We start from the raw sequence: 21,717 nt of genomic DNA, 5'->3' as shown, positions 1-21,717 counted from the left end.
GATTTCTAAAAGAACCCCTACCCCACCCGCATCCGCATAGGGACGACTCCTGGGCGTCCGCGCCCTACCACTGTCTGCGGAGTGAGGGCAGCGGCGGATATATAGGCTATGCCGCGTTAGCCCCGATGGTTATCGATCTGGTCGCGTGTTCCGCCATAGACCAAAAAGCGCACACCATCAGAATTCAAAAAGTCATAGGGGAAGCCCAGTTCGATCTTGCTGGCGGCATCCAAACGGGCAAGCTGTTCGGGCGAGAGCGTGAATTCCAACGCCTTCAGATTATCTTCCACCTGGGGAAGCGTTTTTGCGCCGAGGATGGGAATGATCACTCCGGCTTGTTGGCGCACCCAGTTCAGCGCCACTTGTGAGGGCTGCCGTCCGAGTTCATCGGCAATCTCAATGACCGTTTGGGCAACCGCCAGTTTCCACGCCGGAATCTCCCCGCCGCCTCGGTTTGCCCGCCCTGTCGCGCCCACCTCGCGGTTGTACTTTCCAGAGAGAATCCCCGCCCCCAAAATGCCCCAAGGCGTCACCGCAAGGTCTGTGACGCGGGCAAGGGGCAGATGTTCGCGTTCAATACCGCGTTGGACAAGGCTGTATTCAAGTTGAAGGGCAACAAAGCGCGACCACCCGCGCAGTTCCGCCATGACATTCGCCGCGCTGATCACCCACGCCGGCGTATCGGAAATCCCAATGTAAAGGATTTTCCCCGCCCGCACGAGATCATCCAAGCCGCGCAGCACTTCATCAATAGGCGTCATAAAGTCCCAAGCGTGCAGCCAATAGAGATCGATGTGATCGGTCTTCAGCCGTTTCAGGCTGGCGTCAACAGAGTGCATCATATTTTTGCGGTGGTTGCCGCTGAAATTGGGATCGCCATCGCGCATTTTTAAGGTGTATTTCGTCGCCACGACGAAATGATCGCGGTCTGCGGCGACGAATTCCCCCACATAGCGCTCTGATGTACCTTCTGTGTAGCGGTTTGCCGTATCGATGAAGTTGCCGCCAGCGTTGGCGTAAGCATCAAAGACGCGCTTGCTCTCCTCTTTGGACGCCCCCCACCCCCATTCTTCGCCAAAGGTCATTGTGCCGAGTGCCAATTCGGAGACGCGCAGCCCGCTCCGCCCAAGTAGTTTGTAGCGCATAGTGTGAATCGGTTCCTTGTTATTATCCAAACCAACTGTAGCACACTGGGCTATAATCTGAGCAATCATCTTATATGCTCACCCTATGCAGTTGGGTTTGTTCACCCCCTATTCATCGAAAGGAGCAGCTTGAGGGGGAAGCCCCCTCAAAAAAGGGCATTCCCCCTCTCCCGCATAGCGGGAGAGGGGGCTGGGGGGTGAGGGTCTGTGCGCAAGGTGAGTTATACGTTTTTTACACGTTTTTTAAGGACGAAAGAAAGGCTCTCTTACCATGCGTACACGCGCCATCATCCTTGCCGGTGGGGAAGGCACGCGCCTCAGTGTGCTAACTGCCAAACGCGCTAAGCCCGCTGTTCCTTTTGGCGGCAAATACCGCATCATCGATTTCACCCTTTCCAATTGCGTCAACAGCGGTATTTTTGATGTCCTCATCTTGACCCAGTACCGCCCGCACAGCCTGATGGATCACATTGGGCGCGGGCAGCCCTGGGATTTAGACCGCAGTTTCACCGGCGGCGTTCACATTTTGCAACCCTTCAAGGGGCGTGATGATACCGATTGGTACTCCGGCACAGCCGATGCCGTCTGGCAGAACCTCAACTTTGTTGGACGGGGACGCCCTAAATATGTGTTGATTCTTTCCGGCGACCACATTTACGAGATGGACTACGCGGCGCTGATCAACCAACATGAATACAAAGGGGCAGATATTACAATCTGCACGATTCGCGTCCCCATTGAGGAAGCCTCGCGCTTTGGGATTCTCGATGTCGATCTGAAAGGGCGCGTCAAGGATTTTGCCGAGAAACCAGCAAATCCGCCGAGTAATCTCGCCAGCATGGGGATTTATGTATTCACCCTCGATACGCTAGAGCGGATGCTCATTGAAGACGCGGCGCGAACCTCATCCAGCCACGATTTTGGCAAGGACATTATCCCCCGTATGGTTGCCGAGGGGCAGAATGTCTACGCCTATCCATTCAATGGTTATTGGGTCGATGTGGGGACGATTGACGCTTTTTGGGAAGCGCACATGGATTTGATTGGGAAACCCCCCTCGATCAACCTGAATGACCGCTCGTGGATCATTCACACCCGCTCGGAAGAACGCCCACCAGTGATCATTGAGAGCGGCGCGATTGTCCACGACAGCATGGTGACCGATGGCTCGGTGATCAGCGCCGGAGCGCTGGTGGAACGCTCTGTCCTCTCGCCCGGTGTCTATGTTGGACCCAATGCGGTGATCCGCGAATCGGTCATTCTCACCGGATCGTCCATTGAGGCGGGGGCGGTGGTGGAACGGGCGATCATTGATAAAGATGTCGTCATTGGGCATGATGTCCACGTGGGGAGGATCACCGACAGCGCCGATTTAGGGATCAGTGTGATTGGGAAAGGGAGTCATGTTCCGGCGGGCTTTATCATTGGGCGGAATGTCGTCATAGGGACGGAATTCATGCCCGATGATTACCACGATGTTCACGAAAAGACCATCCCCGACGGCACAAAGCTGCTCGGTGAGCGCCGCAAGACGGATTATTAGGGTCTGTTGACATTTTGGGTTCAGAACCCCAATCCCCTACCCTCTCTCTGTTTACAGGGTGGGAGTTAGGGTTTCCAAGCCCCGCAGGGGTGGTTAGTCTCAGCCCGCTGCTTTAGCGGCGGGATCACTGCGCCGCCGCCTTTGCTATCGCCGCCACGATGCTGTAATAACCCGTGCAGCGGCATAGGTTGCCAGTGATGCTTTCTTCAATTTGGGCGCGGGTGGGGTGGGGGTGTTCTTCCAAGAGCTTTGCCCCTGCCATGAGGAATCCCGGCGTGCAGTAGCCACACTGCACCGCCCCCTGGTCGATGAACGACGCCTGAAGGGGGTGCAAGGTCTTTCCGCCCTGCCCGTTCTCTACGGACAGCCCCTCCACCGTGACGATCTGGGCATGGTGGGCGCGGGGGGCGGGGACAAGGCACGCCATGACCGCTGCGCCGTCAAGAAAGACCGTACACGCCCCGCACTCGCCCTCGGCGCAGCCCTCTTTTGTACCCGGAAGGTGGGCATCTTCCCGCAGAAGGCGTAAAAGCGTTTTGTGATTCCCGCCTCTCAGCGTGTATGGCTGCCCGTTGATCGTCGTCGTGATCGGCGTGTCGCGTTCATGGAGGGCGGAGTCCGTTGAGGCGGTTTTGCCGCCCCGCGCCCCCCACAGCATGACCGGATCGGCGGGCGGGGTGCTGCCCGCGCCCCCCTCGCGCAGAGTCCGCAAGGCACGGGCAACGCAAACACCGACCATCTCCCGTCGATAGTCGGCGGTTGCCCGTACATCGCTAATCGGGGTGGGTGTGTGGGCGGCTTGCCGTGCCGCCTCATGGATCACCGCCTCGCTGAGCGGCTTTCCGCTCAGAAATGCCCCCACCTCTGGCAAGGCGATAATTGTAGGGGCAACACAGCCTAAGGTCAGCCGTGCCTCGCGCACCACGTCGCCATCCATGCTCAGGACGACAGCACAGTTCACCACAGCAATTGCCTGAGCGCGGCGCAAGCCAAGTTTTAGGAAAAGCCCCCGTTCATCGCCGCGCAGTTTGGGAACGTGAATCGCCCTTAGCAGTTCATCGGGGCGCATGACGGTGCGCCGCACGCCCGTGTAGAAGGTGTTCAGGGGAACGAGACGCCTCCCTCCGGCACGGGAAGTCAATTCAACGGATGCGCCAAGCGCCATGAGGGGGGTGATCGTGTCGTTGGCGGGGCTGGCGGTGATCACGTTTCCGGCAAGCGTCGCCCGATTGCGAATCTGCGGAGCGCCCACCGCCCAAGAAGCCTGTGCCAACGGCGCGGCGTAGTTCCGCACGAAGGGATTGGCGGCGATTTGGTTATGGGTGACATTCGCGCCAATGCGCAGCATGTCGCCATCGTCTGTGATTGAGTCTAAGCCCGCTGCCCGCGAGAGGTCGATCAGGACGTGAATCCCGCGCCGTGTCCCGCGTTCAAGCTCGATGAGAAGGTCTGTCCCGCCGGCGACGATACGGGCGCGTTCGCCATACGTGGCAAGCAGATCAAGCGCCTCGTCAACGCTGGCGACAGTGTGATAATGTGTCCACATAAGGTCTTTGGTTGCCTATTCTTCTGGCACGGCGAATAATCAACGCTATTATAACGAGTCTCGAAATTCCTCTAGGGGTAATTATGGCGGCTGTCTTTCGATCCTTTTGGCGCGGGCTGCGCTTTTTCGAGAAGTTTAACGGCGTGTTTGTGCCAGCGAACATCGTCGCCATGCTGTGCGCCTTGCCGCTGATCACCGCTCCGGCAGCCTATGCGGGCATGTGCCGTGTGGCGAACGCCGCTCAAACAACGCCCACCTGTCACATCGATGATTATTGGTCGGGCTTCCGCGCCTCGTTGGGGCGGGGGGCGATCATCGCCCTGCTGACGGTGGGCGTCTTTTTCCTAATCATCGTCAACATAAACACGTATTGGTTGCAAACGGGCGCGTTGTTCATTGCCTTGCGCCTTGTCTGGCTAACAGGTGCCATCTTCTGGATCAGTGTGCTGCTCTACTTGTTCCCCCTCTTGGAACGGATGGAACAGCCCGATTTGCTTGCCGGGCTGAAAAATGCCGCGCTTATGACGGTGACGAATCCCTTCTATAGCCTTGCTTTTGTTGGCTTGGTGATCCTCGTCGCCGCGCTCAGCACGGTGTTGGTCGTCCCCTGGGGGCTGCTCACCCTCGCGGTGATCGCCAATGCCGCCACCGCAGCAGTGGAGAACCGCTTACGGCAGGCAGGAGTGATCTAACCCCCCTTTCCCGTCCCCGTACACAGGGAAAGGGGGAGAGCTTCCCTCTCGCTGTTTCCAAGCCCCGCAGGGCGGCGCGGGGTTAAAACGCCCGCGCTAAGGCTGATCACCCCGTTGGGGCTTAAAACGGAAGGCACGGTGCGGCATTTGCCTTCAAGCCCCGAAGGGGTGGTCAATTTCAGCCCGCCGCTAAAGCATTGGGCGATCATGGGCGGCGATAGGCGCAAGGCATTACGCCCCTACGGGAATTACACTGCCAACAGACCCTCGTTACGGGGGTGGGGGTTAGGTTTCCAAACCCCTATCTGTTTTGAGGCTATACTGAAGGCATTCAAACGAATGGGAGGGAGACACTATGGCAGCAGTGAGCCGCCGTGATTTTTTGCGGCTGGTAGGCATTGTCGGCGCGGGGAGTGCGGTGGGGGGGGCGCTGGCGTGGGGGACGGCACGTCCGGTTTATGCCGCGCCCGCCAATGGCTACGCCGCGACAAGCGCCGAAGGGCATGTGTTGAATCGCCTGACGTGGGCAGGTCGCCCCGAAGACCTCGCCCGCATCCGCGAAATGGGCATTGAGGGGTACATTGATTGGCAGCTTCACCCCGAACAGATCGATGATCCTCTTATGGACGCTTACCTTGCCAACCACCCCATGAGCCTTTCCCAAAGCGCCCTGAGCGCGGCGGTGGATGAGGATTATGGGGCAGTTGAGGCAGCCATTCTCTATGGACGCCTGCACCGCGCCGCCTATTCAGAGCGGCAGCTTTACGAACTCGTCGTTGAATTCTGGACGGATCATTTCAACATCCCGATTGGCGATCTCATTGTTGAAAAAACGATTGATGATCGAGAGGTGATCCGCAAGCACGCACTAGGGACGTTCCGCGATCTGCTCTTTGCCTCCGCCCAAAGTGAGGCGATGCTCTATTACCTGAGTCAGGCGTACAGCGAGAAAGAACACCCCAACGAAAACTATTCCCGCGAGGTGATGGAACTCCACACGCTCGGCGTCAAGGGCGGCTACACGGAAAAGGATGTCCGCGAGGTTGCCCGCGCTCTGACGGGCTGGACGGTCTACGGCAAAAACGAACACCCCTTTTATTTTGATCTGGACAAACACGACACAGGCGAAAAGACCGTGTTGGGCGTGACGCTCCCCGCCGGACGAGGCATTGAAGATGGCTTGGATGTGCTGGACATTCTTGCCCGCCACCCCGCCACTGCTGCCTTCATCAGCGGCAAACTGTGCCGCCGGTTTGTTGCTGATGCGCCGCCGGAAAGCCTTATCCAAAGCACGACGGCAGTCTTTACGGCAACAGGGGGCGATATTCGGCAGGTCTTGCGCCATATCTTGCTTTCGTCGGAGTTTATGGCGTCCTCTGGGGCAAAGCTCCGTCGTCCAATGGATTACGTCGTCGGCGCGATGCGCCTTTTGCGCCCGACCTTTGCTAAGCTATGGCATGTGCTGTGGCAGTTGAAAGTGATGGGGCAGCTTCCCTACTATTGGCATCCCCCCAACGGCTACCCCGATATGGCGGGGGCGTGGATCAGCACCAGCGGCTTGTTGGCGCGGTGGAACTACGCGCTCATGTTTTCCTCAGCCGCCGCTGGCGAATGGGAAGGGGTGAAAGCGCCCTTCATCGCCCTCGGTGAGCAGATCGGCGCGGGGGTGGCGACAGCGGGCGAACTGGTAGATGCCGCCGCCCGTTTTGCCCTTGCTGGCGGAACACTCTCCGCCGAAGATCGGCGCACCTATAGTGCATTCGTCATTGACGGACTGGAAGAAGGAGACCAACAGGGTGAAGACACACCGATCACCCCTGACGTGCGGGCGGATAGACTGCCCGCCCTGCTCGCTTTGATCATCGCCTCGCCTTACTTCCAATGGAAATGAGAGGACTCCCGCTATGCCGAACATGCCTAAACACGCACCTGCTGTTTTGAAAACCTCGCGGCGGGGATTCCTCGGCTCGCTTGGCGGCGTCGCCGTCAGCGGGGTGAGCCGCGCCCTGTTCCCCTCGTGGATGCCACGCCTTGCCTTTCGGCAGAATGGCGCTCCGGGCGATGTCTTAGTTGCCGTCTTTTTGCGCGGGGGGATGGACGCGCTGAACGCCGTCATTCCCTATGGCGAGGGCGGCGCGTACTATGATCAGCGCCCGACGATTGCCATTCCCGCCCCCGATGGAAGCGACCAGACCGCGCTTGATCTGAACGGCTTTTTCGGGCTGCATCCGGCACTTCGCCCGCTAAAGGATGTCTATGACGCTGGCTCGCTGGCGGTCATTCACGCTGTCGGCTCGCCCGACCCCACACGTTCCCACTTCGACGCGATGGAGTATATGGAACGGGGGACGCCGGGGATGAAAGTCTCGCAAGGCGGCTGGCTCAACCGCCACTTGCAAACAGCAGTGTGGGAAAATGATTCGCCCTTTCGGGCGGTGGGCATGGGGGCGATGCTCCCCACCTCACTGCACGGGGCGGTTTCGGCGCTGGCGCTGCAATCAATCACCGATTTTCACCTCGGCGGGCGGTGGGATCAGGCAGAGGCAGCGCGACGGACGCTGACCAGCCTTTACCGCACAGACGCCCCGCCCGATCTCTTGGCGCAAACCGCCCGCGACACCTTCTCGATGATCGATTTCCTCGCCACACTGAACGCGGCGGACTACACGCCCGCGAACGGAGCCGCCTATGCCGAAGATCAATTTGGTATGTGCTTTTAGAAGATAGCCCAATTGATCAAAGCGGTTGTATGCTTGGAAGTGGCGTGCCTTGATTATGGCGGGTGGGATACACACGAGAGTCAGGGCGGTGTGGAGGGCTGGTTTGCGGGCAATCTGCGTGCCTTTGGGCAGAGCCTCGCCGCTTTTTATGCCGATCTGGGTGACTTGATGGCGAACGTGACGGTAGTGACGATGAGCGAGTTTGGGCGGCGGGTGGAGGAAAACGCCAGCCGAGGGACGGATCACGGGCATGGCGGCTGCATGTTCCTCATGGGCGGCGGGGTAAACGGCGGCGTTCACACCGATTGGAAAGGCTTAGCGTCGGATCAGCTTGATGAGGGCGATGTGCAGATCACGACAGATTACCGTGATGTCCTTGCCGAAATCCTGACGAAGCGCATCTTGAACACCGCCATAGACCAGATTTTCCCAAACTATAGCCCCACACTGCGGGGGATTCTCAAACCGCGCTAGGCGTGTTCTTACAGGGCAAAGTACGGGCGACCACACCTGACAATGGCTTAGGATTCGTCAAAATGGATGGATTTGGGGGACTCAACGAGATGAAACGAACGAGTGAACGCTGCACGATCTTTTTCCTGATCAGCCTAATCGCTCTGATTGCCCTTTCCCCCATCGGAGAGGTGCGGGCAGAAGACGGGGAGAGTGGGCAGGCACAAGCGGCGTTGGCGCTGGTTGTTGCGCATCCGGCATTTTCGGACTTCCTTGCCAACGAAAAAGGGTGGGGGAGCGGCGTCTACCACGTCGGCGGGCGCTTAGATATTTGGCGGGTAGACCTTTGGGGGGCGGATGAGGAAAGCCTCGGTTGGGCGCATGTCAGCCTGAAGATGGAAAAAGTCTATTCCTACGAGGCATACTACCGCCTGAGCGAAACGGCGTGGAAAGCAGGCGAGGCGGCGGTTTCGCAGTTTGTCCTCACCAACCCAGAGATCGCCGTCCTCTTAGGGGGCAACCCTAAGGCAGATAATTTATGGTGGTTCGACTATCAGGCGTATCAAAACCGCTGGATTGCCTATTTCGGCTTTGACGGGGAATCCTATTCAGCCGAAGTCGTTTTTAAGGACGCCTCACGGTTCACCTTTACCACCCCGGCGCTCATGGGGATCGGCTTTCCCGATGTGATCTCCTATACAGAATGGCGCAAGCAGCAGACAAACGCCGCGCTCGCCATTGCCTTTGGCGATGTCGCCCTTGCCGCCCATGTGCGGGCGGTGGCGGGCTGGAAAGGTGAGGGTGAGCCAGACGGCGAGGCGTGGAAGGTCGTTTTTAAAGATGGGGAGCGCGTCTTGGCGACGGTATGGGTAGACCTGACCTTGCGCACGGTGATCCGTCGGGAGTTGCGGTAAGTGGGGCGTCCGCCCGTGGCCCCGCCCTATAAAGGACGGGGCTGAGATCAGGGGGAAAGATGTCCCCACCCCCTCTCCCACACCACGCTATTTCTTCTTTGCCGGAAAGTGGCTGAGGACGGTGGCTGCGTCGGGAATTGCCACTTTGTCCCCAATCTTCAAGCCATCGCCGCTCGCCTTCCCCCCACCGGTAAGAACAAGCAGGGCTGTTCCCTCTACCGCCGCATCCTTTTTAAGGTATGCCTGACCGCACTGGTAACCCTCGGTGTCGATGCTGCATGAGGTGACAATGCCCACTACGCGCCCGCGCTTATCCAGCAGCGCCGTTCCGGGCTGCGGGGTGCGGACTCCCTTGTTATCCATGCGGAAACGGGTGACTACCGCGCTGCGTTCAGCTTCCCGTGCGATGTACGCCGCTTTTCCCACAAAAAAGGGCTTCCACAGTTTCACATAGCCGCCAAAGCCCGCGTCGCCGGGGGTGAATTCGCGCTCTGTGCCAAGCTCATGCCCATAGAGCGGCAGCCCCGCCTCAATGCGCGTGCTGTCGCGGGAGGCTAAGCCGCAAGGGGTTGCCCCCGCCATGACCAATGCCATGAACAACTTCGCTGCCTGATCGGGATGGGGAAAGAGTTCGTAGGCGGTGCGCTCACCGGTATACCCTGTCCGGCTGACGATCATATCCATCCCGCCAAGCGCTGCCCGTGTCACCGTTGACCACCCTAGCGCTTTGATCTTTTTCTTATCCGCCTCTGACCCTTCAAGGCTCAGCAGGATTTCCTGTGCCTTCGGTCCTTGCAGGGCAATATCGACGCGCCGATCCGCACCACTGGCGGGATCGCGCAGGTCGCGCAGGGTGACTGTTTTCGGGTCGCGCAGGATGCGAGCATCGGGGCGGGCGGGGTCGATCATCACCGTCCCCTCGCGGAGGGCGTTTACCCACGCCCAATCTTGATCGTTGTTGCTGGCGTTGACCACGAGCATATAGCGATCCACGTCCAGCATGTAAATGTAGAGGTCGTCCAGGGGGACGCCGTTCACGCCGAGGAAGTAGCTGTAATGCGCCGCGCCGGGCGTCAGCGCCGTGACATCATTGGTCGTCACCGTGTTCAGGAATTCTTCGGCACCCTTTCCGCTGACCTCCCACACGCCCATGTGGGTGACATCGAACAAGCCCGCAGCAGTCCGTACCGCCGCGTGTTCTTGGCTAACGCCCGTATACCAGACGGGCATTTCGTAGCCAGCAAAGGGGACAATCTTGGCGCCGAGGTCTTTGTGGATGTCAAAGAGCGGCGTCCGCTTCAACGCGCCTTCTGGCTCCTTCCATGTGAAGGTGGGCAGCGCCGCACCCTGTGGGGCGTCGTAGTGCGCCCCCCGTGCGCCAACAAAATAGGGTTTCACCACTGCCGTTGGCATCTTCATCGTCATTGTGCCAAGCTCTGCTTCGGGCAGGGCGTGGACGACAACAGGACCGGGAATCTTCCCGTAAATATCGTTGTTGTCGTGGATCACAAAGCCATCAGAGAGCGCCTCCAACCACACCGCAGCGGCAGCGCCTTGCGCGGTATCCATAAAGTAAACGCGGTAATGGTCTGCCTCAAGCCGTTCGATCATGCAGTCGGCAAGGGTAGAGCCATCGGGGTTTAGGATGCGTGCCGACTCCACCTGCCGCGCCGCAAGCGCGGGAATATCACCCGTCGTCGCCGTATTCAGAAAATGTCCGGCTTCCTCGCCGTGAATATCCACCGCCGCCACCGTCGCGTGCTGTGTGCCGAGGAAGTTATGGCTTTGCCCCTTATCGGGCATTCGCAAGCCAACGGCGGGGAGGTGGTAATCCAAGCCCGCCTCGTCACAGAGCGCGGCAACCTCGCGCCGCGCCGTCATAAGCGTCTCGAAACTGATTTTGGCGCGGGCGTCAACCTTGCCATCCGCACCGAGGTAGCCAAACGGTTTGGCGCCGGTCAAGACGTTGTAAATGACGGTGGCAAGACGGTCAATCTCTGGCTCTTTGAAGCCCCGTTGAGTGATCCAAGGCGTGCCAAGCCGAATACCGCTTGGATGGAGCGCCGACGTATCGCCCGGAATGGTATTGCGGTTGCAGGTGATACCGACCAGATCAAGCAGCCGCGCTGCTATATCGCCGCTGAGCGAGATGCCGCCAACGCCCGTGAGCGGTTTCAGATCAATCGTCAGCATGTGGGTGTTCGTCCCGCCATGAACAACGCGCAAGCCTATTTTGGAGAGCCTCACCGCCAAGTGCATCGCGTTGCGGACGGTTTGTTCCTGAAGAAGGCGAAACTGTGGGCGTGTGGCAAGCTTGAGCGCCACCGCCAGCGCCGCCACTGTGTTCATGTGCGGACCGCCCTGTTCGCCCGGGAATACGCCGCGATCCACCTTGCGGGCGAGGTCAGCGCGGTGGGTAATGATCACTGCCCCACGCGGTCCCCCTAAGGTTTTATGGGTGGTGAAGGTGACTATATCGGCAATCCCCACAGGCGAGGGGTAGACGCCGGCAATAACCAAGCCAGCAACATGGGCAATATCTGCCAAGAGGATCGCCCCTACCGCGTCGGCAATCTCGCGGTACTTCACCCAATCCGGCGTCCAGGGGTAACTGGAATAACCGCCGATCAGGATTTTCGGCTTGTGTTCAAGGGCAATTGCCATCATCGCCTCGTAATCAAGGCGTTCTGTTTCGGGGTGGACGCCATAAAAGACGGCTTTGTACTGCTTTCCGCTGCGGGCGGCGGGGCTGCCGTGCGTCAAATGCCCGCCGTGCAGCAAGTTCATCCCCATGATCGTATCGCCCGGTTGGATCAGCGCGGTGTAGACGGCGCTGTTGGCGGGCGCTCCCGAAAGGGGCTGAACGTTCACAAAGAGCGAATCGGCGTTGTATTTTTCCGTGCTGAACAGTTCGGCACAGCGCCGCCGCGCCAACGCTTCGATCAGGTTGGCATATTCCGTCCCTTTGTAATAGCGGGGGTCGCTGTAGCGGCGAAACTCGGCAAGCCGCTGATCGACATCCATGATCGCGCTCTCGTTCATCTTGCGCGTTTCTTCAGCGGGATAGCCTTCGGCGTAGAGGTTATGAAAGGCGGAGGTGAGGGCATCGCGCACCACAAGGGGGACGGACGATTCCGAGGGAATCATAATGAGGCGGCGTGCCTGACGCTCTGCTTCAAGGTTGATCAGATCAGCCACATCAGGGTCAAGGTCGCTAAGCGAGCCGCGAAAGAGAAAATCATCAAGGGTCATGAGGGTTATTTTTAATCTCCGCTGAACAGGATTGAACAGGTCTGCGCAAAAGTGGGACGCATGGCGCAATCGCTTCAGCAATAGTACCGCGAACTGCCTCTGAGAACAATTGATGGCATTGGGGGCATTGAATTACCGGCTGTAGAAGGGATGCGGGGTGGGTGGGGGGGCTAGGACGCAGCGGGCGACCACGTGGGGTCGCCCCTACAGGGTGCGGCGATCAGCGAGTGTGCCTATGCTGCCGCGTCTAATTTCCCGCCGCTGCCCCAGGGGATGGTTTCCCCATTTTTTCCAATGAGCAAGGGCGTCCCTGTGCGTTCAATGGCTGCTTTGGTGACGACAACCTTCTGCACATCGCTGTTGCCCGGCACTTCGTACATGACATCCAAGAGCGTCGATTCGAGGACGCCGCGCAGTCCGCGTGCGCCCGTCTCGCGCTTAAGCGCAATATCCGCCGCCGCCGAGAGCGCCTCTGGCTCAAACTCCAACTCCACATGATCGAGGGCGATCAGCCGTTGGTATTGCTTGACGAGGGCGTTTTTCGGCTCGGTCAAAATGCGCATGAGCGCGTCCTTATCAAGCGGCTCAACATTCACTGTGACAGGCAAGCGTCCCACCAGTTCGGGGATCAAGCCAAACTGCATCAGATCGTCGGGGGTGGCTTGGGGAAGCAGTTCGACAGAGGGAATTTCCCGCTTGCCAGCGCCGCCAAAGCCCATGCTGCCGCCAGAGCCGAGGCGTTTCCCGATGATTTTATCCAGCCCGTTGAACATCCCCCCGCAGATGAACAGAATGTTGTGCGTGTTCAGTTGGATGAATTCCTGATGGGGATGTTTGCGCCCGCCTTGCGGGGGGACGTTCGCCACTGTTCCTTCGATGATCTTCAGCAGCGCCTGTTGAACGCCTTCCCCGCTGACATCGCGGGTGATCGAGGGGTTATCGCCGCTCTTGCGCCCAATCTTGTCAATTTCATCAATGTAAATGATCCCGCGTTCGGCGCTGGCAATATCGAAATCGGCAGCTTGGATCAAGCGCAGAAGGATATTTTCAACGTCCTCACCGACATAGCCCGCTTCGGTGAGGGCAGTAGCATCGGCAATGCAAAACGGCACATCCAAAATACGGGCGAGCGTCTGGGCAAGGAGTGTTTTCCCCGATCCGGTGGGACCGATGAGCAAGATATTGCTCTTTTCAATCTCCACATCGCCAATAATCCCGCCGGCATTGATCCGTTTGTAATGGTTATAGACCGCCACACTGAGGACGCGCTTGGCACGGTCTTGCCCAATAACATACTCGTTCAGGTGGCTGACGATCTCGCGGGGGGAGGGGATGCGCTCCAGCTTGAATTCTGTCTTGGGTGTTTCGTCCGATTGTTCGTCATCCAAAATGCGCTGGCAGAGTTCCACGCACTCATCGCAAATAAAAATCCCATCGGGTCCGGCAATAAGGTGGCTGACCTCAGCGCGGGGGCGGCGGCAAAACGAACAACGTTGTGTTCCTGCGGAAGGCGGTGTTAGCATGGGCGTATACTCTCTTTAACGGGACATTCAAACGAGCCCCCCTGATGATGCTTACCGTATGGTAGCGCGATCAACGGGGAGGGTTGGTCTATCACGCCGGAACAGGCGACAAGACGGCATCCACCAAACCATATTCGGCGGCACGGGCGGCATCGAGGAAGAAATCGCGATCCGCATCTTTTTCAATCGTCTCGCGGCTTTGCCCGGTTGCCTCGGTGAGAATTTTATAGAGTTTTTCCCGTTGGCGAATCATCTCGTTTGCCTGAATCATAATGTCGGAGGCTTGCCCGCCAACGGCGCCGCTGACCAACGGTTGGTGCATGTGGATGGTTGCATTGGGCAGCGCATAGCGCTTGCCTTTTGTCCCCGCCGCCAGCAAAACCGTCCCGAAACTCGCCGTCAAGCCAATGGCTGTGGTTTCGATAGGGGCGGAGATCAGTTGCATGGCGTCGTAAATGGCAAAGCCAGCGTAAACACTCCCACCGGGGGAGTTGATATACATTTTGATGTCCCGTTCGGGGTCTTCGTGGTTCAGGTAAAGCAGCTGCGCCACGATCAAATTCGCCACCTGATCGTTGATCGGTGTGCCAAGAAAAATGATGCGATCTTTCAACAGGAGCGAATAAATGTCGTAAATGCGCTCGCCGCGTCCGGTGGTTTCAACCACCGTTGGAATGATCAAGCTCAACGGGTTGAGGGGGTGAGGTTTCATGGCGGGTTATTGCCCTCCGCAGATTGCCATGATCGATAGTCGTTCCATTAGCTTACCATGATGCGCACAAGACGCCAATTAGAGTTGTGCAAGAATGGGTGTCTAAGTGTCTATCCATAAATTATGGGCAGATATTAGGGAAAACCCTCATCCCCTACCCCCCTCTCCCGCTGTGCGGGAGAGGGGGAATAACGTCTTTTTTAGGAGGGGCGCTGCCCCCCTCCCCCACCTCTCAGCAGAAGACGGTGAGGAAAACGCCCTTTGAGAAGCGCCAGGCGTTTTGCCAAGAGAGTACGCTCACACGTCCTCTCCGAATTTACGAGTAGACTCTTAGGCGTTCTGATCTTCCGCCGCCCCTGCGGAGGATGGTTCGCTTGGGAGGGAGGCTTCCACTGCGGCTTCTGCGGCGGCAGCCACATCGCCCGCCGCCTCATTCACGGCGCTCCCCGCAGTGGCAGGCAGCGTTACTTCAGGCAGATCGTCGCCGCGCCCAATGGCGGCGAGGCGCTCTTGCAACCCCTCTAGGAGCAAATCGGCGGCAACGGCTGTCTTGGTCTCGTTCTGCTCCAAAAAACGGCGGAAGTTCTTCGCCTGTTCCTCATCGCTGGAAAAGCGGCTCGCCATCTCGTCCATGCGGGTGGTGAGCGCCTCTGGGGTGACGGTGATCGCCTCCCGCTCTAGAAGGTGTTTCACCACCACATCGTTGATCAGGCGGCTGACGGCGGTTTCGCGGTACTCTTTGCGCAGCGCCGCCTCATCTTTGCCTTGAATCTGCATCAGGCGGGCAAGGGAAAGATTCTGCCGGCGAAGGTTCTCATCCAGATCGCGCAGGAGGTTCGAGGTGTAATCCTCCACCATCGCCTCTGGGTACTGGACGGTTGCGCCCTTGACGGCTTCCGCCAAGACCTTTGAGGAATAATTGCGGGTGACCTCGCGCTGTGCCGCTGTTTCAAGGTCTTTGCGCACCCCAATGCGCAGATCAAGAAGGGTTTTGTACTTCCCCTCCAAGACCGTTTCAGCAAAGGCATCGTTCAGGGTGGGGAGTGTTCGCGCCTTCACCTCGTGGATCGTCACCTCAAATTTGAAGGCATGTCCCGCCAGTGCCTTATCCTCGTGGTCTTCGGCAAAGCTGATCGTGAACGCCTTCGATTCCCCCGCGCCTAAGCCCACCAACTGGGCAGAAAAACCGGGAACGGGGTCGCGGTCTTCGCCTTGTTCGGGGGTATAGAGAAGGAACTCTTGCTTTTCGCGGTCAATGAAGGGTTCGGTGCGTTCTTCCACCGATTTCGGCGTTTTCGGCTCGGCTTCCCCTTCAGTGTTTGCCTCGGCGGGGGTGTCGCCCTCGGCGGCGTGGTCATGGTTATGGTCATGTTCGTGTTCGGGGTGAATCACTTCGCCGTGAACATCCGCCACAATCATGTCGCCCAGTTGGGCAGAGCGGGTGGCTGGCTCCACCAACGCACGGCTGTCAAGCAGATCGTTCAGCGCAGCATTCACATCTTTATCTTCGATGGAGGGTGGTTCGTAGGGGAGGCGAATGGTGCGGTAACCGCCCAATTCGACGGTGGCTTGCTTGGCAACGGTGAAGATCAGTTGAATCGTTGGATCGGTGGTGACATCTTCCAGCGATCCCATCCCATAGGGATTCACACCGGATTCCTTCAGGGCTTGGGGGTAAAGTTCGTTGCCAAGCTGTTCAACCGCTTCTTCCAAGATCGCCGCCTCGCCCACAAAACGGGCGACAATCTTGTAGGGCGCTTTTCCCCGCCGAAAGCCGGGGATGTTCACCTTCTGCCCAATCTTGCGGGCAGCGCTTTCTTTCGCTTTTAGCAACCGTTCGGCGTCCAGCGTGACGGCGAGACGGGCAATGTGGTTATCGAGGTGTTCAACTTGGATATTCAACGTGTGTTACCCTATGCAGCAGTAGCAGGTGGACATTCTTTTGCAGACCGACTTAACACGGCTGAGGTGGGGACGGAGGGACTTGAACCCTCACGGTAATACCACATGATCCTAAGTCATGCGCGTCTGCCAATTCCGCCACGTCCCCAACGGAATGACGATTATAAGATAGAAAAAGGGGTCTGACAATTGCGAATTCCAACCCACACCGTTACACCATTCCCACCCCTGCGTGGTACGCGGATGGCGCGGGGCTGAATGCCCACGCGCTAGGGGATAACCATCCCGTTGGGGCTTAAAACGAACGCGGGGGAGCGCATTGTTTGCTTTCAAGCCCCGTAGGGGTGGTCACTTTTAGCCCACTGCTTCAGCGGCGGGCGCACACGACACCCCCAACATGGCGCGGGGGGGGAGCGCTTCCCATCTGACCCTAATCGCGCCAGCTTTCCAGCGTCTTTTTGAAGGTGGCGAGGAAGGCATCTGCCCCCGCGCCGTCAGCGACGCGGTGATCAAAGGTGAGTGTCACATACATCATCGGGCGGATTGCCAGCGAATCCCCCTCTGGTGTTTCTAGCACAACGGGGCGCTTCGTCACCGCTCCTACCCCCACAATCGCAGACTGCGGCTGGTTAATGATCGGGGTGGCAAACAAGCTTCCCGACACACCGTGATTCGTCAGGGTGATTGTCCCCCCGCGAATCTCGTCGGGCTTTAACTGTTTGGCACGGGCGCGGGTTGCCAAATCGCCAATCTGTCGGGCAATTCCGGCAAGGCTGAGGTCCTGAGCGTTCCGAATCACAGGGACGATCAAGCCATCGCTGAGCGCCACCGCCATGCCCACATGGACACCGTTTGGCACAAACAGCCCTTCGTCTGTCCATTGGGCGTTCAGCGTTGGCTGTGCCACCGCCGCTTTAACCATAGCGGTGATGAAGTATGCCGTCAGGGTGAGCCGCACGCCTTGCCCTTTGTAGGGGGCTTCGTTTGCCCGCCAATGCGCCATGACGCGGCTCATATCGACTTCAAAGACGGTGGTCACATGGGGGGCGGTGTGCAGCTTGCTTTGCACCATATGGGCGGCAATCGAGCGGCGTATCGCTGTGTGGGGAATCACTGTCCCAACAGACGTGTCCCCTCCGCTTGGCGTGGGGAATGACGGCGCGGGCGCTGCCGCTCTTGGCGTGGGTGCTGCCGGAAGGGATGGCTGTGTCTGCCCGCCTACCGAGCCTTGCGCATTGCGGAAAATTTCCTCCGTCGGCTTGAACAGATCGCCGCCGCCGGGCTGTTCCCAGGGGGGGAGCGCAGCAGGGGCGGGCGCTGCGGCAGCCGATCCGCCCCGTCCGGCAAGGTACGCCTCTACATCTTTTTTGGTGATGCGCCCGTTCATCCCCGTCCCCTGAAGGAGGTTGAGATTCACGCCGTGTTCCGCCGCCATATTCAAAACGACAGGGCTGTAGCGGCGTTGGCTCTCGCTTTTGCCGTTCCCATTCGTCACGGCGATGGGCGCAGGGGCGGCGTGCCCGTGTCCGCCATGCGCGGCGGGGGCGGGGGCATCGCCCACCGATTCCCCCGCCTGTCCGATCACCGCCAACAAAACGCCGCGTTCGACGGTCTTTCCCTCTGGGACGAAGATTTTCAAGACAACACCCGCCGCTGGCGAGGGAATCTCCGTATCTACTTTGTCCGTCTGCACCTCGCACAGCGGCTCAAACTCGGCAACGGCGTCTCCTTCCCGTTTAAGCCACTTCCCTACCGTCCCCTCAACAACACTCTCCCCTAGTTGGGGCATGATCACATTCGTCGGCATGAACTATCCTTTGGTGGTCAAAACCAATCCGGTCAAATCCAATCCTGCTTATCGCTGTCGGCAGTTACTTCGCTGAGCGCCTCTGCCGCATGGTGCATTCCCTTTGGTTCAATGAGCATGAGGTGAACTTCTTCTGGGGCGTAGAGTTGATGTTCGACACCCTTTGGCACAACATAGAGTTCGCCTGGGTTTAAGGTCACGGCATTATCCCGAAAACGGATCGTCAGATAGCCCCTCACGACATAGATCACATCATCGCTATCGGGGTGGGTGTGCCACTCGAATTCCCCTTGCGCTTTCACCAGTTTGATGAACTGCCCGTTTGCCGTCCCAATGATCTTAGGCGACCATTGCTCGTGAAAGAGGGTTAATTTTTGGGTGAGGTTGATTTTGGTCATGGTGGATACCCTCGTTCTCTGCTCATTACTTGCTGGATGGGTGCTTCGTCGGACTAATAGGCTGCCAAATCGCGGATCGCCTTAACGATCTTTTCTGGATTGGGCATGAAGGCTTCCTGAAGGGGGTGGCTAAAAGGGACGGCGGGAATGTCGGGCGCCCCCAAGCGGCGGATGGGGGCATCCATGTACTGAAAGCCCTCCTCACCGAGGATCGCGCTGACCTCTGCCCCATAGCCGAGGGTGAGGTTATCCTCATAGACGATCAGCGCCTTGCCGGTCTTTTTAAAGGATCGCAAGATCGATTCCCTATCGACTGGCAGCAGCGTCCGCAGGTCAACGACATCGCAGGAAATGCCATCTTCCCGCGCCACAATGTCCGCCGCTTTCTCGCAGTAATGCGCCATCATCCCATAGGCAAACACAGAGAGATCGCTCCCCTCGCGGGCAAGACGGGCGGGACCAAGCGGGACGGTGTAATCGCCCGGCGGCACGTCCCCTTTGATGCTGCGGTAGCCCTTCTTCGGCTCGAACATGAGGACGGGGTTGGGGTCGCGCAGGGCGCTTTTCAGCAAGCCTTTGGCGTCGTAAGGGGTAGAGGGAATGACGACCTTCAACCCCGGCACATGGCAAAAGAACGCCTCTACGCTTTGGCTGTGGTACAAGCCGCCGCCAATGCCGCCGCCATAGGGAGCGCGGATGAGCATCGGCACAGACCACTGCCCGCCGCTGCGATAGTACATTTTCGCCGCCTCATTCACGATCTGGTTGAAAGCGGGGTGGATAAAATCGGCAAATTGAATTTCGCAGATCGGGCGCAGCCCGGCAAGCGCCGCCCCGATCCCAACAGCAATGATCGAGAGTTCGGCAAGCGGCGAATCCACGACGCGCCCTTCGCCATATTTATCGAACAAGCCGACGGTGGCACGAAAGACACCGCCCCGCTTGCCGACATCCTCACCGGTGATAAAGACACGCGGATCGCGGGCGAGTTCCTCGTCCATCCCCTCGCGCAGGGCGTCAATTAACGTCATTTCGGGCATGGGGGTTAGTCCGCCTCCGTCGCGTAGACAAAATCATAAATGGTCGCCTCATCGGGGTAGGGCAGTGCCTCTGCCTCGCGTTGGGCGTCGTTGACCACCTGGGTTGCCCGCGCCTCCAGTGCCGCCCGTTTTTCCTCGTTCAGCAGTCCGCGTTCGGTCAGTTCGCCAGCAAACTGCACAAGCGGATCAAACTTTTTCGCTTCCTCCAATTCCTCACGAGAGCGGTAGGTACGATCATCATCGTCGGAGGAATGGGGCGTCAGACGGCTGACCTTCATTTCGATTAGGGACGCACCCTCGCCGTTATAGGCACGCTGGACAGCGCGGTGCATGACATCATACACTTCTAGGGCGTTATGCCCGTCTACACTCTCGCCGCGCACGCCGTAAGCGACGGCACGTTCGACCACCTGCCCAACGCCCATCTGTTTATCCATCGGCACGGAGATGGCGTAATTATTGTTCTGGACAATGCAGATCATGGGGAGGTTGTGAACGCCCGCCCAGTTCATCCCTTCGTGCCACTCGCCCTGACTGGTAGAGCCTTCCCCCAAACAGGTGATGGCGCAGCGCGGGTGGGAAAAATCATCGGGGGCGATCAAGCCCTGTTCGACTTTGTATTTAATGGCGAATGCCAGCCCCGCCGCTTGGGGAACTTGGGTGGCAACCACGCTGGAGGACGACAGCAGACCGAATTGTTTGGCGCTCCAATGGCTGGGCATTTGGCGGGCAGCGCTGCTGAGTTCGCCAACCTTTCCAAAAAGGCTGATCATAAAGTCGCGGGGGGTGACGCCAAGCGCCAAGACAAGCGCCAAATCGCGGTAGTAGGGGTGAACGTAATCGACCCCGCGATGAATGGCAAACGCCGCACCAATCTGCCCCGCCTCGTGACCCATCCCGCTGATGTGGAAGGCGATCTTCCCCTGACGGTGCAGCACCCATGCCCGCTCATCGGTGCGGCGGGCAAGCAGCATCAGCCAGAACATCTCAAGCAGGGTCTCTGGGGAGAGTGACTCCGAGGGGCGGGTGACGACGGTTGGTGAAACAGCCATGCAAAACTCCTTTGATGAGCGAAAAACAACATCTTTTAACCGAACATGAGGCAATTCCCTGTAACAAGAGGAACTTGTTCACATTCACCATTGACCACCAAAATTATACCATCAGTGGTCTTTTCGGATAAGCGCTAGGGGGATTCGGGAGGGGATTAGGGACACGCCGCAGCGTGTCCGCCCCCCTCCCGCCCTTTAGCCAAGCCGTAGCCCGCCAAAGGTGATCAACACGCTGATGGCAATGATGACCAACACAACGGCAACAACGAGAATGGTAGAACTCGCCCCAGCGCTGTGTTCTAAAACGGCGGTGGCGGGATCGTTCGGATCGTAATAGACCGTCACCTTTCCCCCGATGGGGTACGCGGCTACTCGCCGCTCTACCGCCTGATAGTTTCCAATCCCTACGGGCGATCCGGCATCGATGCGCTGTCCTACATAGCGTTTTCCCCCCACGTTGTATTCATAGGCAACGACGGGGTAAAACGCGCCGCCGCCCGTTCGCCCTACCCGTCGGCTGCGCTGAACAGCCGCCGCAAGAACTGTTCCTTGTGTCGTGTTCCACCCTCGGCTAATTCCTGCCAACCGCCACCCCCTCAACGCCCTGATCGCCAACAGAAGGGCAACCACACAAAGTACAGCGGCAATTCCCACCGCGCTGATGGTGCGGAACGATGTGAAAAAACTCCCCATAGATCTGCCTCCTAATCCAAACATACCCTAACACCGGCGATGCATTGTCCGTGATCACAGGACATGCTACACTGAAAGGATGGATTCCATTAACGAGATGCTCGCCAACATGACCCCCTGGGGGTTGACTCTGGGGCAAACCGCCGTCGTGCTGATCTTTGCCGCCGGTTTGATGGTTCTGCTCATGGTGGTGGGGGCGGTCTTTCGCTTGGCGGGGCGGATCATGCGCGTGGGGTGCGCCTTGGTGTTCGTCCTCATTTGCGGCTGCACGACGATGTTTATCTTCAGCAACATTGTCAATCGGCGCTGATCGCCCCCGCACGGC

The 21,717-nt window shown here is 58.7% G+C and carries 19 protein-coding genes and 1 tRNA gene; 8 read left to right on the top strand and 12 right to left on the bottom strand.

The annotated features are described in order from the left end of the window. Positions 1–116: 116 nt before the first annotated feature. Positions 117–1,145: an aldo/keto reductase gene (locus HS103_04695; GenBank protein MBE7512096.1), complete on the bottom strand. Its 1,029-nt coding sequence runs from the start codon at positions 1,143–1,145 to the stop codon at positions 117–119. Positions 1,146–1,416: 271 nt separating this feature from the next. Between HS103_04695 and HS103_04690 the strand changes: the two genes are divergently transcribed. Continuing rightward, entirely contained in the window at positions 1,417–2,688 is a 1,272-nt protein-coding gene (locus tag HS103_04690; protein ID MBE7512095.1) for a glucose-1-phosphate adenylyltransferase, read from the top strand. 124 nt (positions 2,689–2,812) lie between these two features. Here the strand turns inward: HS103_04690 and HS103_04685 are convergent, their stop codons facing one another. Next, a complete protein-coding gene (locus tag HS103_04685) occupies positions 2,813–4,234 on the bottom strand; it encodes an FAD binding domain-containing protein (protein ID MBE7512094.1) in 1,422 nt (473 codons plus the stop codon). Between the two features lie 83 nt (positions 4,235–4,317). Between HS103_04685 and HS103_04680 the strand changes: the two genes are divergently transcribed. From HS103_04680 to HS103_04655, 6 genes are all read left to right on the top strand, one after another. Further along, complete coding sequence (locus HS103_04680; protein ID MBE7512093.1) at positions 4,318–4,926, top strand: hypothetical protein; 609 nt, start codon at positions 4,318–4,320, stop codon at positions 4,924–4,926. Positions 4,927–5,040: 114 nt separating this feature from the next. Continuing rightward, positions 5,041–5,304, top strand: coding sequence for a hypothetical protein (locus tag HS103_04675; protein MBE7512092.1), 264 nt, complete (start codon positions 5,041–5,043; stop codon positions 5,302–5,304). Next, the gene (locus HS103_04670) at positions 5,282–6,817 is read left to right on the top strand and encodes a DUF1800 domain-containing protein (protein ID MBE7512091.1); all 1,536 of its coding nucleotides are present in this window, start codon (positions 5,282–5,284) and stop codon (positions 6,815–6,817) included. Before HS103_04675 ends, HS103_04670 begins: the two co-directional genes overlap by 23 nt. Positions 6,818–6,830: 13 nt before the next feature. Then, entirely contained in the window at positions 6,831–7,646 is an 816-nt protein-coding gene (locus HS103_04665; protein MBE7512090.1) for a hypothetical protein, read from the top strand. A gap of 12 nt (positions 7,647–7,658) precedes the next feature. Beyond that, positions 7,659–8,120, top strand: coding sequence for a DUF1501 domain-containing protein (locus HS103_04660; protein MBE7512089.1), 462 nt, complete (start codon positions 7,659–7,661; stop codon positions 8,118–8,120). Positions 8,121–8,182: 62 nt separating this feature from the next. Next, the gene (locus tag HS103_04655) at positions 8,183–9,013 is read left to right on the top strand and encodes a hypothetical protein (protein ID MBE7512088.1); all 831 of its coding nucleotides are present in this window, start codon (positions 8,183–8,185) and stop codon (positions 9,011–9,013) included. A gap of 87 nt (positions 9,014–9,100) precedes the next feature. On the opposite strand, the gene gcvT is transcribed toward HS103_04655, so the two are convergent. From gcvT to HS103_04605, 10 genes are all read right to left on the bottom strand, one after another. Beyond that, positions 9,101–12,265 (bottom strand): glycine cleavage system aminomethyltransferase GcvT, encoded by a 3,165-nt coding sequence (gene gcvT / locus HS103_04650; protein MBE7512087.1) that lies wholly within the window; start codon positions 12,263–12,265, stop codon positions 9,101–9,103. A gap of 233 nt (positions 12,266–12,498) precedes the next feature. After that, on the bottom strand, positions 12,499–13,788 hold the full coding sequence (clpX, locus tag HS103_04645; GenBank protein ID MBE7512086.1) for an ATP-dependent Clp protease ATP-binding subunit ClpX: 1,290 nt from the start codon (positions 13,786–13,788) through the stop codon (positions 12,499–12,501). A 91-nt stretch (positions 13,789–13,879) separates the two neighbouring features. Next, positions 13,880–14,500, bottom strand: a complete 621-nt coding sequence (locus tag HS103_04640) for an ATP-dependent Clp protease proteolytic subunit (GenBank protein ID MBE7512085.1) — start codon at positions 14,498–14,500, stop codon at positions 13,880–13,882. A gap of 330 nt (positions 14,501–14,830) precedes the next feature. Further along, on the bottom strand, positions 14,831–16,402 hold the full coding sequence (locus HS103_04635; protein ID MBE7512084.1) for a trigger factor: 1,572 nt from the start codon (positions 16,400–16,402) through the stop codon (positions 14,831–14,833). Between the two features lie 67 nt (positions 16,403–16,469). Continuing rightward, positions 16,470–16,550: transfer RNA gene (locus HS103_04630), tRNA-Leu, on the bottom strand. Between the two features lie 282 nt (positions 16,551–16,832). Continuing rightward, positions 16,833–18,209 (bottom strand): 2-oxo acid dehydrogenase subunit E2, encoded by a 1,377-nt coding sequence (locus HS103_04625; GenBank protein ID MBE7512083.1) that lies wholly within the window; start codon positions 18,207–18,209, stop codon positions 16,833–16,835. Between the two features lie 32 nt (positions 18,210–18,241). Then, on the bottom strand, positions 18,242–18,607 hold the full coding sequence (locus tag HS103_04620; protein ID MBE7512082.1) for a cupin domain-containing protein: 366 nt from the start codon (positions 18,605–18,607) through the stop codon (positions 18,242–18,244). 53 nt (positions 18,608–18,660) lie between these two features. After that, positions 18,661–19,647: an alpha-ketoacid dehydrogenase subunit beta gene (locus HS103_04615; GenBank protein ID MBE7512081.1), complete on the bottom strand. Its 987-nt coding sequence runs from the start codon at positions 19,645–19,647 to the stop codon at positions 18,661–18,663. Positions 19,648–19,652: 5 nt separating this feature from the next. After that, entirely contained in the window at positions 19,653–20,699 is a 1,047-nt protein-coding gene (locus tag HS103_04610) for a thiamine pyrophosphate-dependent dehydrogenase E1 component subunit alpha (protein ID MBE7512080.1), read from the bottom strand. Positions 20,700–20,894: 195 nt separating this feature from the next. After that, on the bottom strand, positions 20,895–21,392 hold the full coding sequence (locus HS103_04605; GenBank protein MBE7512079.1) for a DUF3592 domain-containing protein: 498 nt from the start codon (positions 21,390–21,392) through the stop codon (positions 20,895–20,897). A 79-nt stretch (positions 21,393–21,471) separates the two neighbouring features. Between HS103_04605 and HS103_04600 the strand changes: the two genes are divergently transcribed. Continuing rightward, on the top strand, positions 21,472–21,702 hold the full coding sequence (locus tag HS103_04600) for a hypothetical protein (GenBank protein ID MBE7512078.1): 231 nt from the start codon (positions 21,472–21,474) through the stop codon (positions 21,700–21,702). Positions 21,703–21,717 lie beyond the last annotated feature (15 nt).

The organism is Anaerolineales bacterium, from assembly GCA_015075625.1.
Lineage (GTDB): Bacteria > Chloroflexota > Anaerolineae > Aggregatilineales > UBA2796 > UBA2796.
The sequence above is the reverse complement of the archived record's forward strand: the minus strand, read 5'-3'. Positions and strand labels throughout refer to the sequence as shown.

Coding starts and splice junctions, on each gene's coding strand:
- HS103_04680 (MBE7512093.1), top strand. CDS start 4,318: ATGGCGGCTGTCTTTCGATCCTTTTGGCGCGGGCTGCGCTTTTTCGAG.
- HS103_04690 (MBE7512095.1), top strand. CDS start 1,417: ATGCGTACACGCGCCATCATCCTTGCCGGTGGGGAAGGCACGCGCCTC.
- HS103_04620 (MBE7512082.1), bottom strand. CDS start 18,607: ATGACCAAAATCAACCTCACCCAAAAATTAACCCTCTTTCACGAGCAA.
- HS103_04695 (MBE7512096.1), bottom strand. CDS start 1,145: ATGCGCTACAAACTACTTGGGCGGAGCGGGCTGCGCGTCTCCGAATTG.
- HS103_04655 (MBE7512088.1), top strand. CDS start 8,183: ATGGATGGATTTGGGGGACTCAACGAGATGAAACGAACGAGTGAACGC.
- gcvT (MBE7512087.1), bottom strand. CDS start 12,265: ATGACCCTTGATGATTTTCTCTTTCGCGGCTCGCTTAGCGACCTTGAC.
- HS103_04605 (MBE7512079.1), bottom strand. CDS start 21,392: ATGGGGAGTTTTTTCACATCGTTCCGCACCATCAGCGCGGTGGGAATT.
- HS103_04640 (MBE7512085.1), bottom strand. CDS start 14,500: ATGAAACCTCACCCCCTCAACCCGTTGAGCTTGATCATTCCAACGGTG.
- clpX (MBE7512086.1), bottom strand. CDS start 13,788: ATGCTAACACCGCCTTCCGCAGGAACACAACGTTGTTCGTTTTGCCGC.
- HS103_04670 (MBE7512091.1), top strand. CDS start 5,282: ATGGCAGCAGTGAGCCGCCGTGATTTTTTGCGGCTGGTAGGCATTGTC.
- HS103_04610 (MBE7512080.1), bottom strand. CDS start 20,699: ATGGCTGTTTCACCAACCGTCGTCACCCGCCCCTCGGAGTCACTCTCC.
- HS103_04665 (MBE7512090.1), top strand. CDS start 6,831: ATGCCGAACATGCCTAAACACGCACCTGCTGTTTTGAAAACCTCGCGG.
- HS103_04685 (MBE7512094.1), bottom strand. CDS start 4,234: ATGTGGACACATTATCACACTGTCGCCAGCGTTGACGAGGCGCTTGAT.
- HS103_04600 (MBE7512078.1), top strand. CDS start 21,472: ATGGATTCCATTAACGAGATGCTCGCCAACATGACCCCCTGGGGGTTG.
- HS103_04625 (MBE7512083.1), bottom strand. CDS start 18,209: ATGCCGACGAATGTGATCATGCCCCAACTAGGGGAGAGTGTTGTTGAG.
- HS103_04615 (MBE7512081.1), bottom strand. CDS start 19,647: ATGCCCGAAATGACGTTAATTGACGCCCTGCGCGAGGGGATGGACGAG.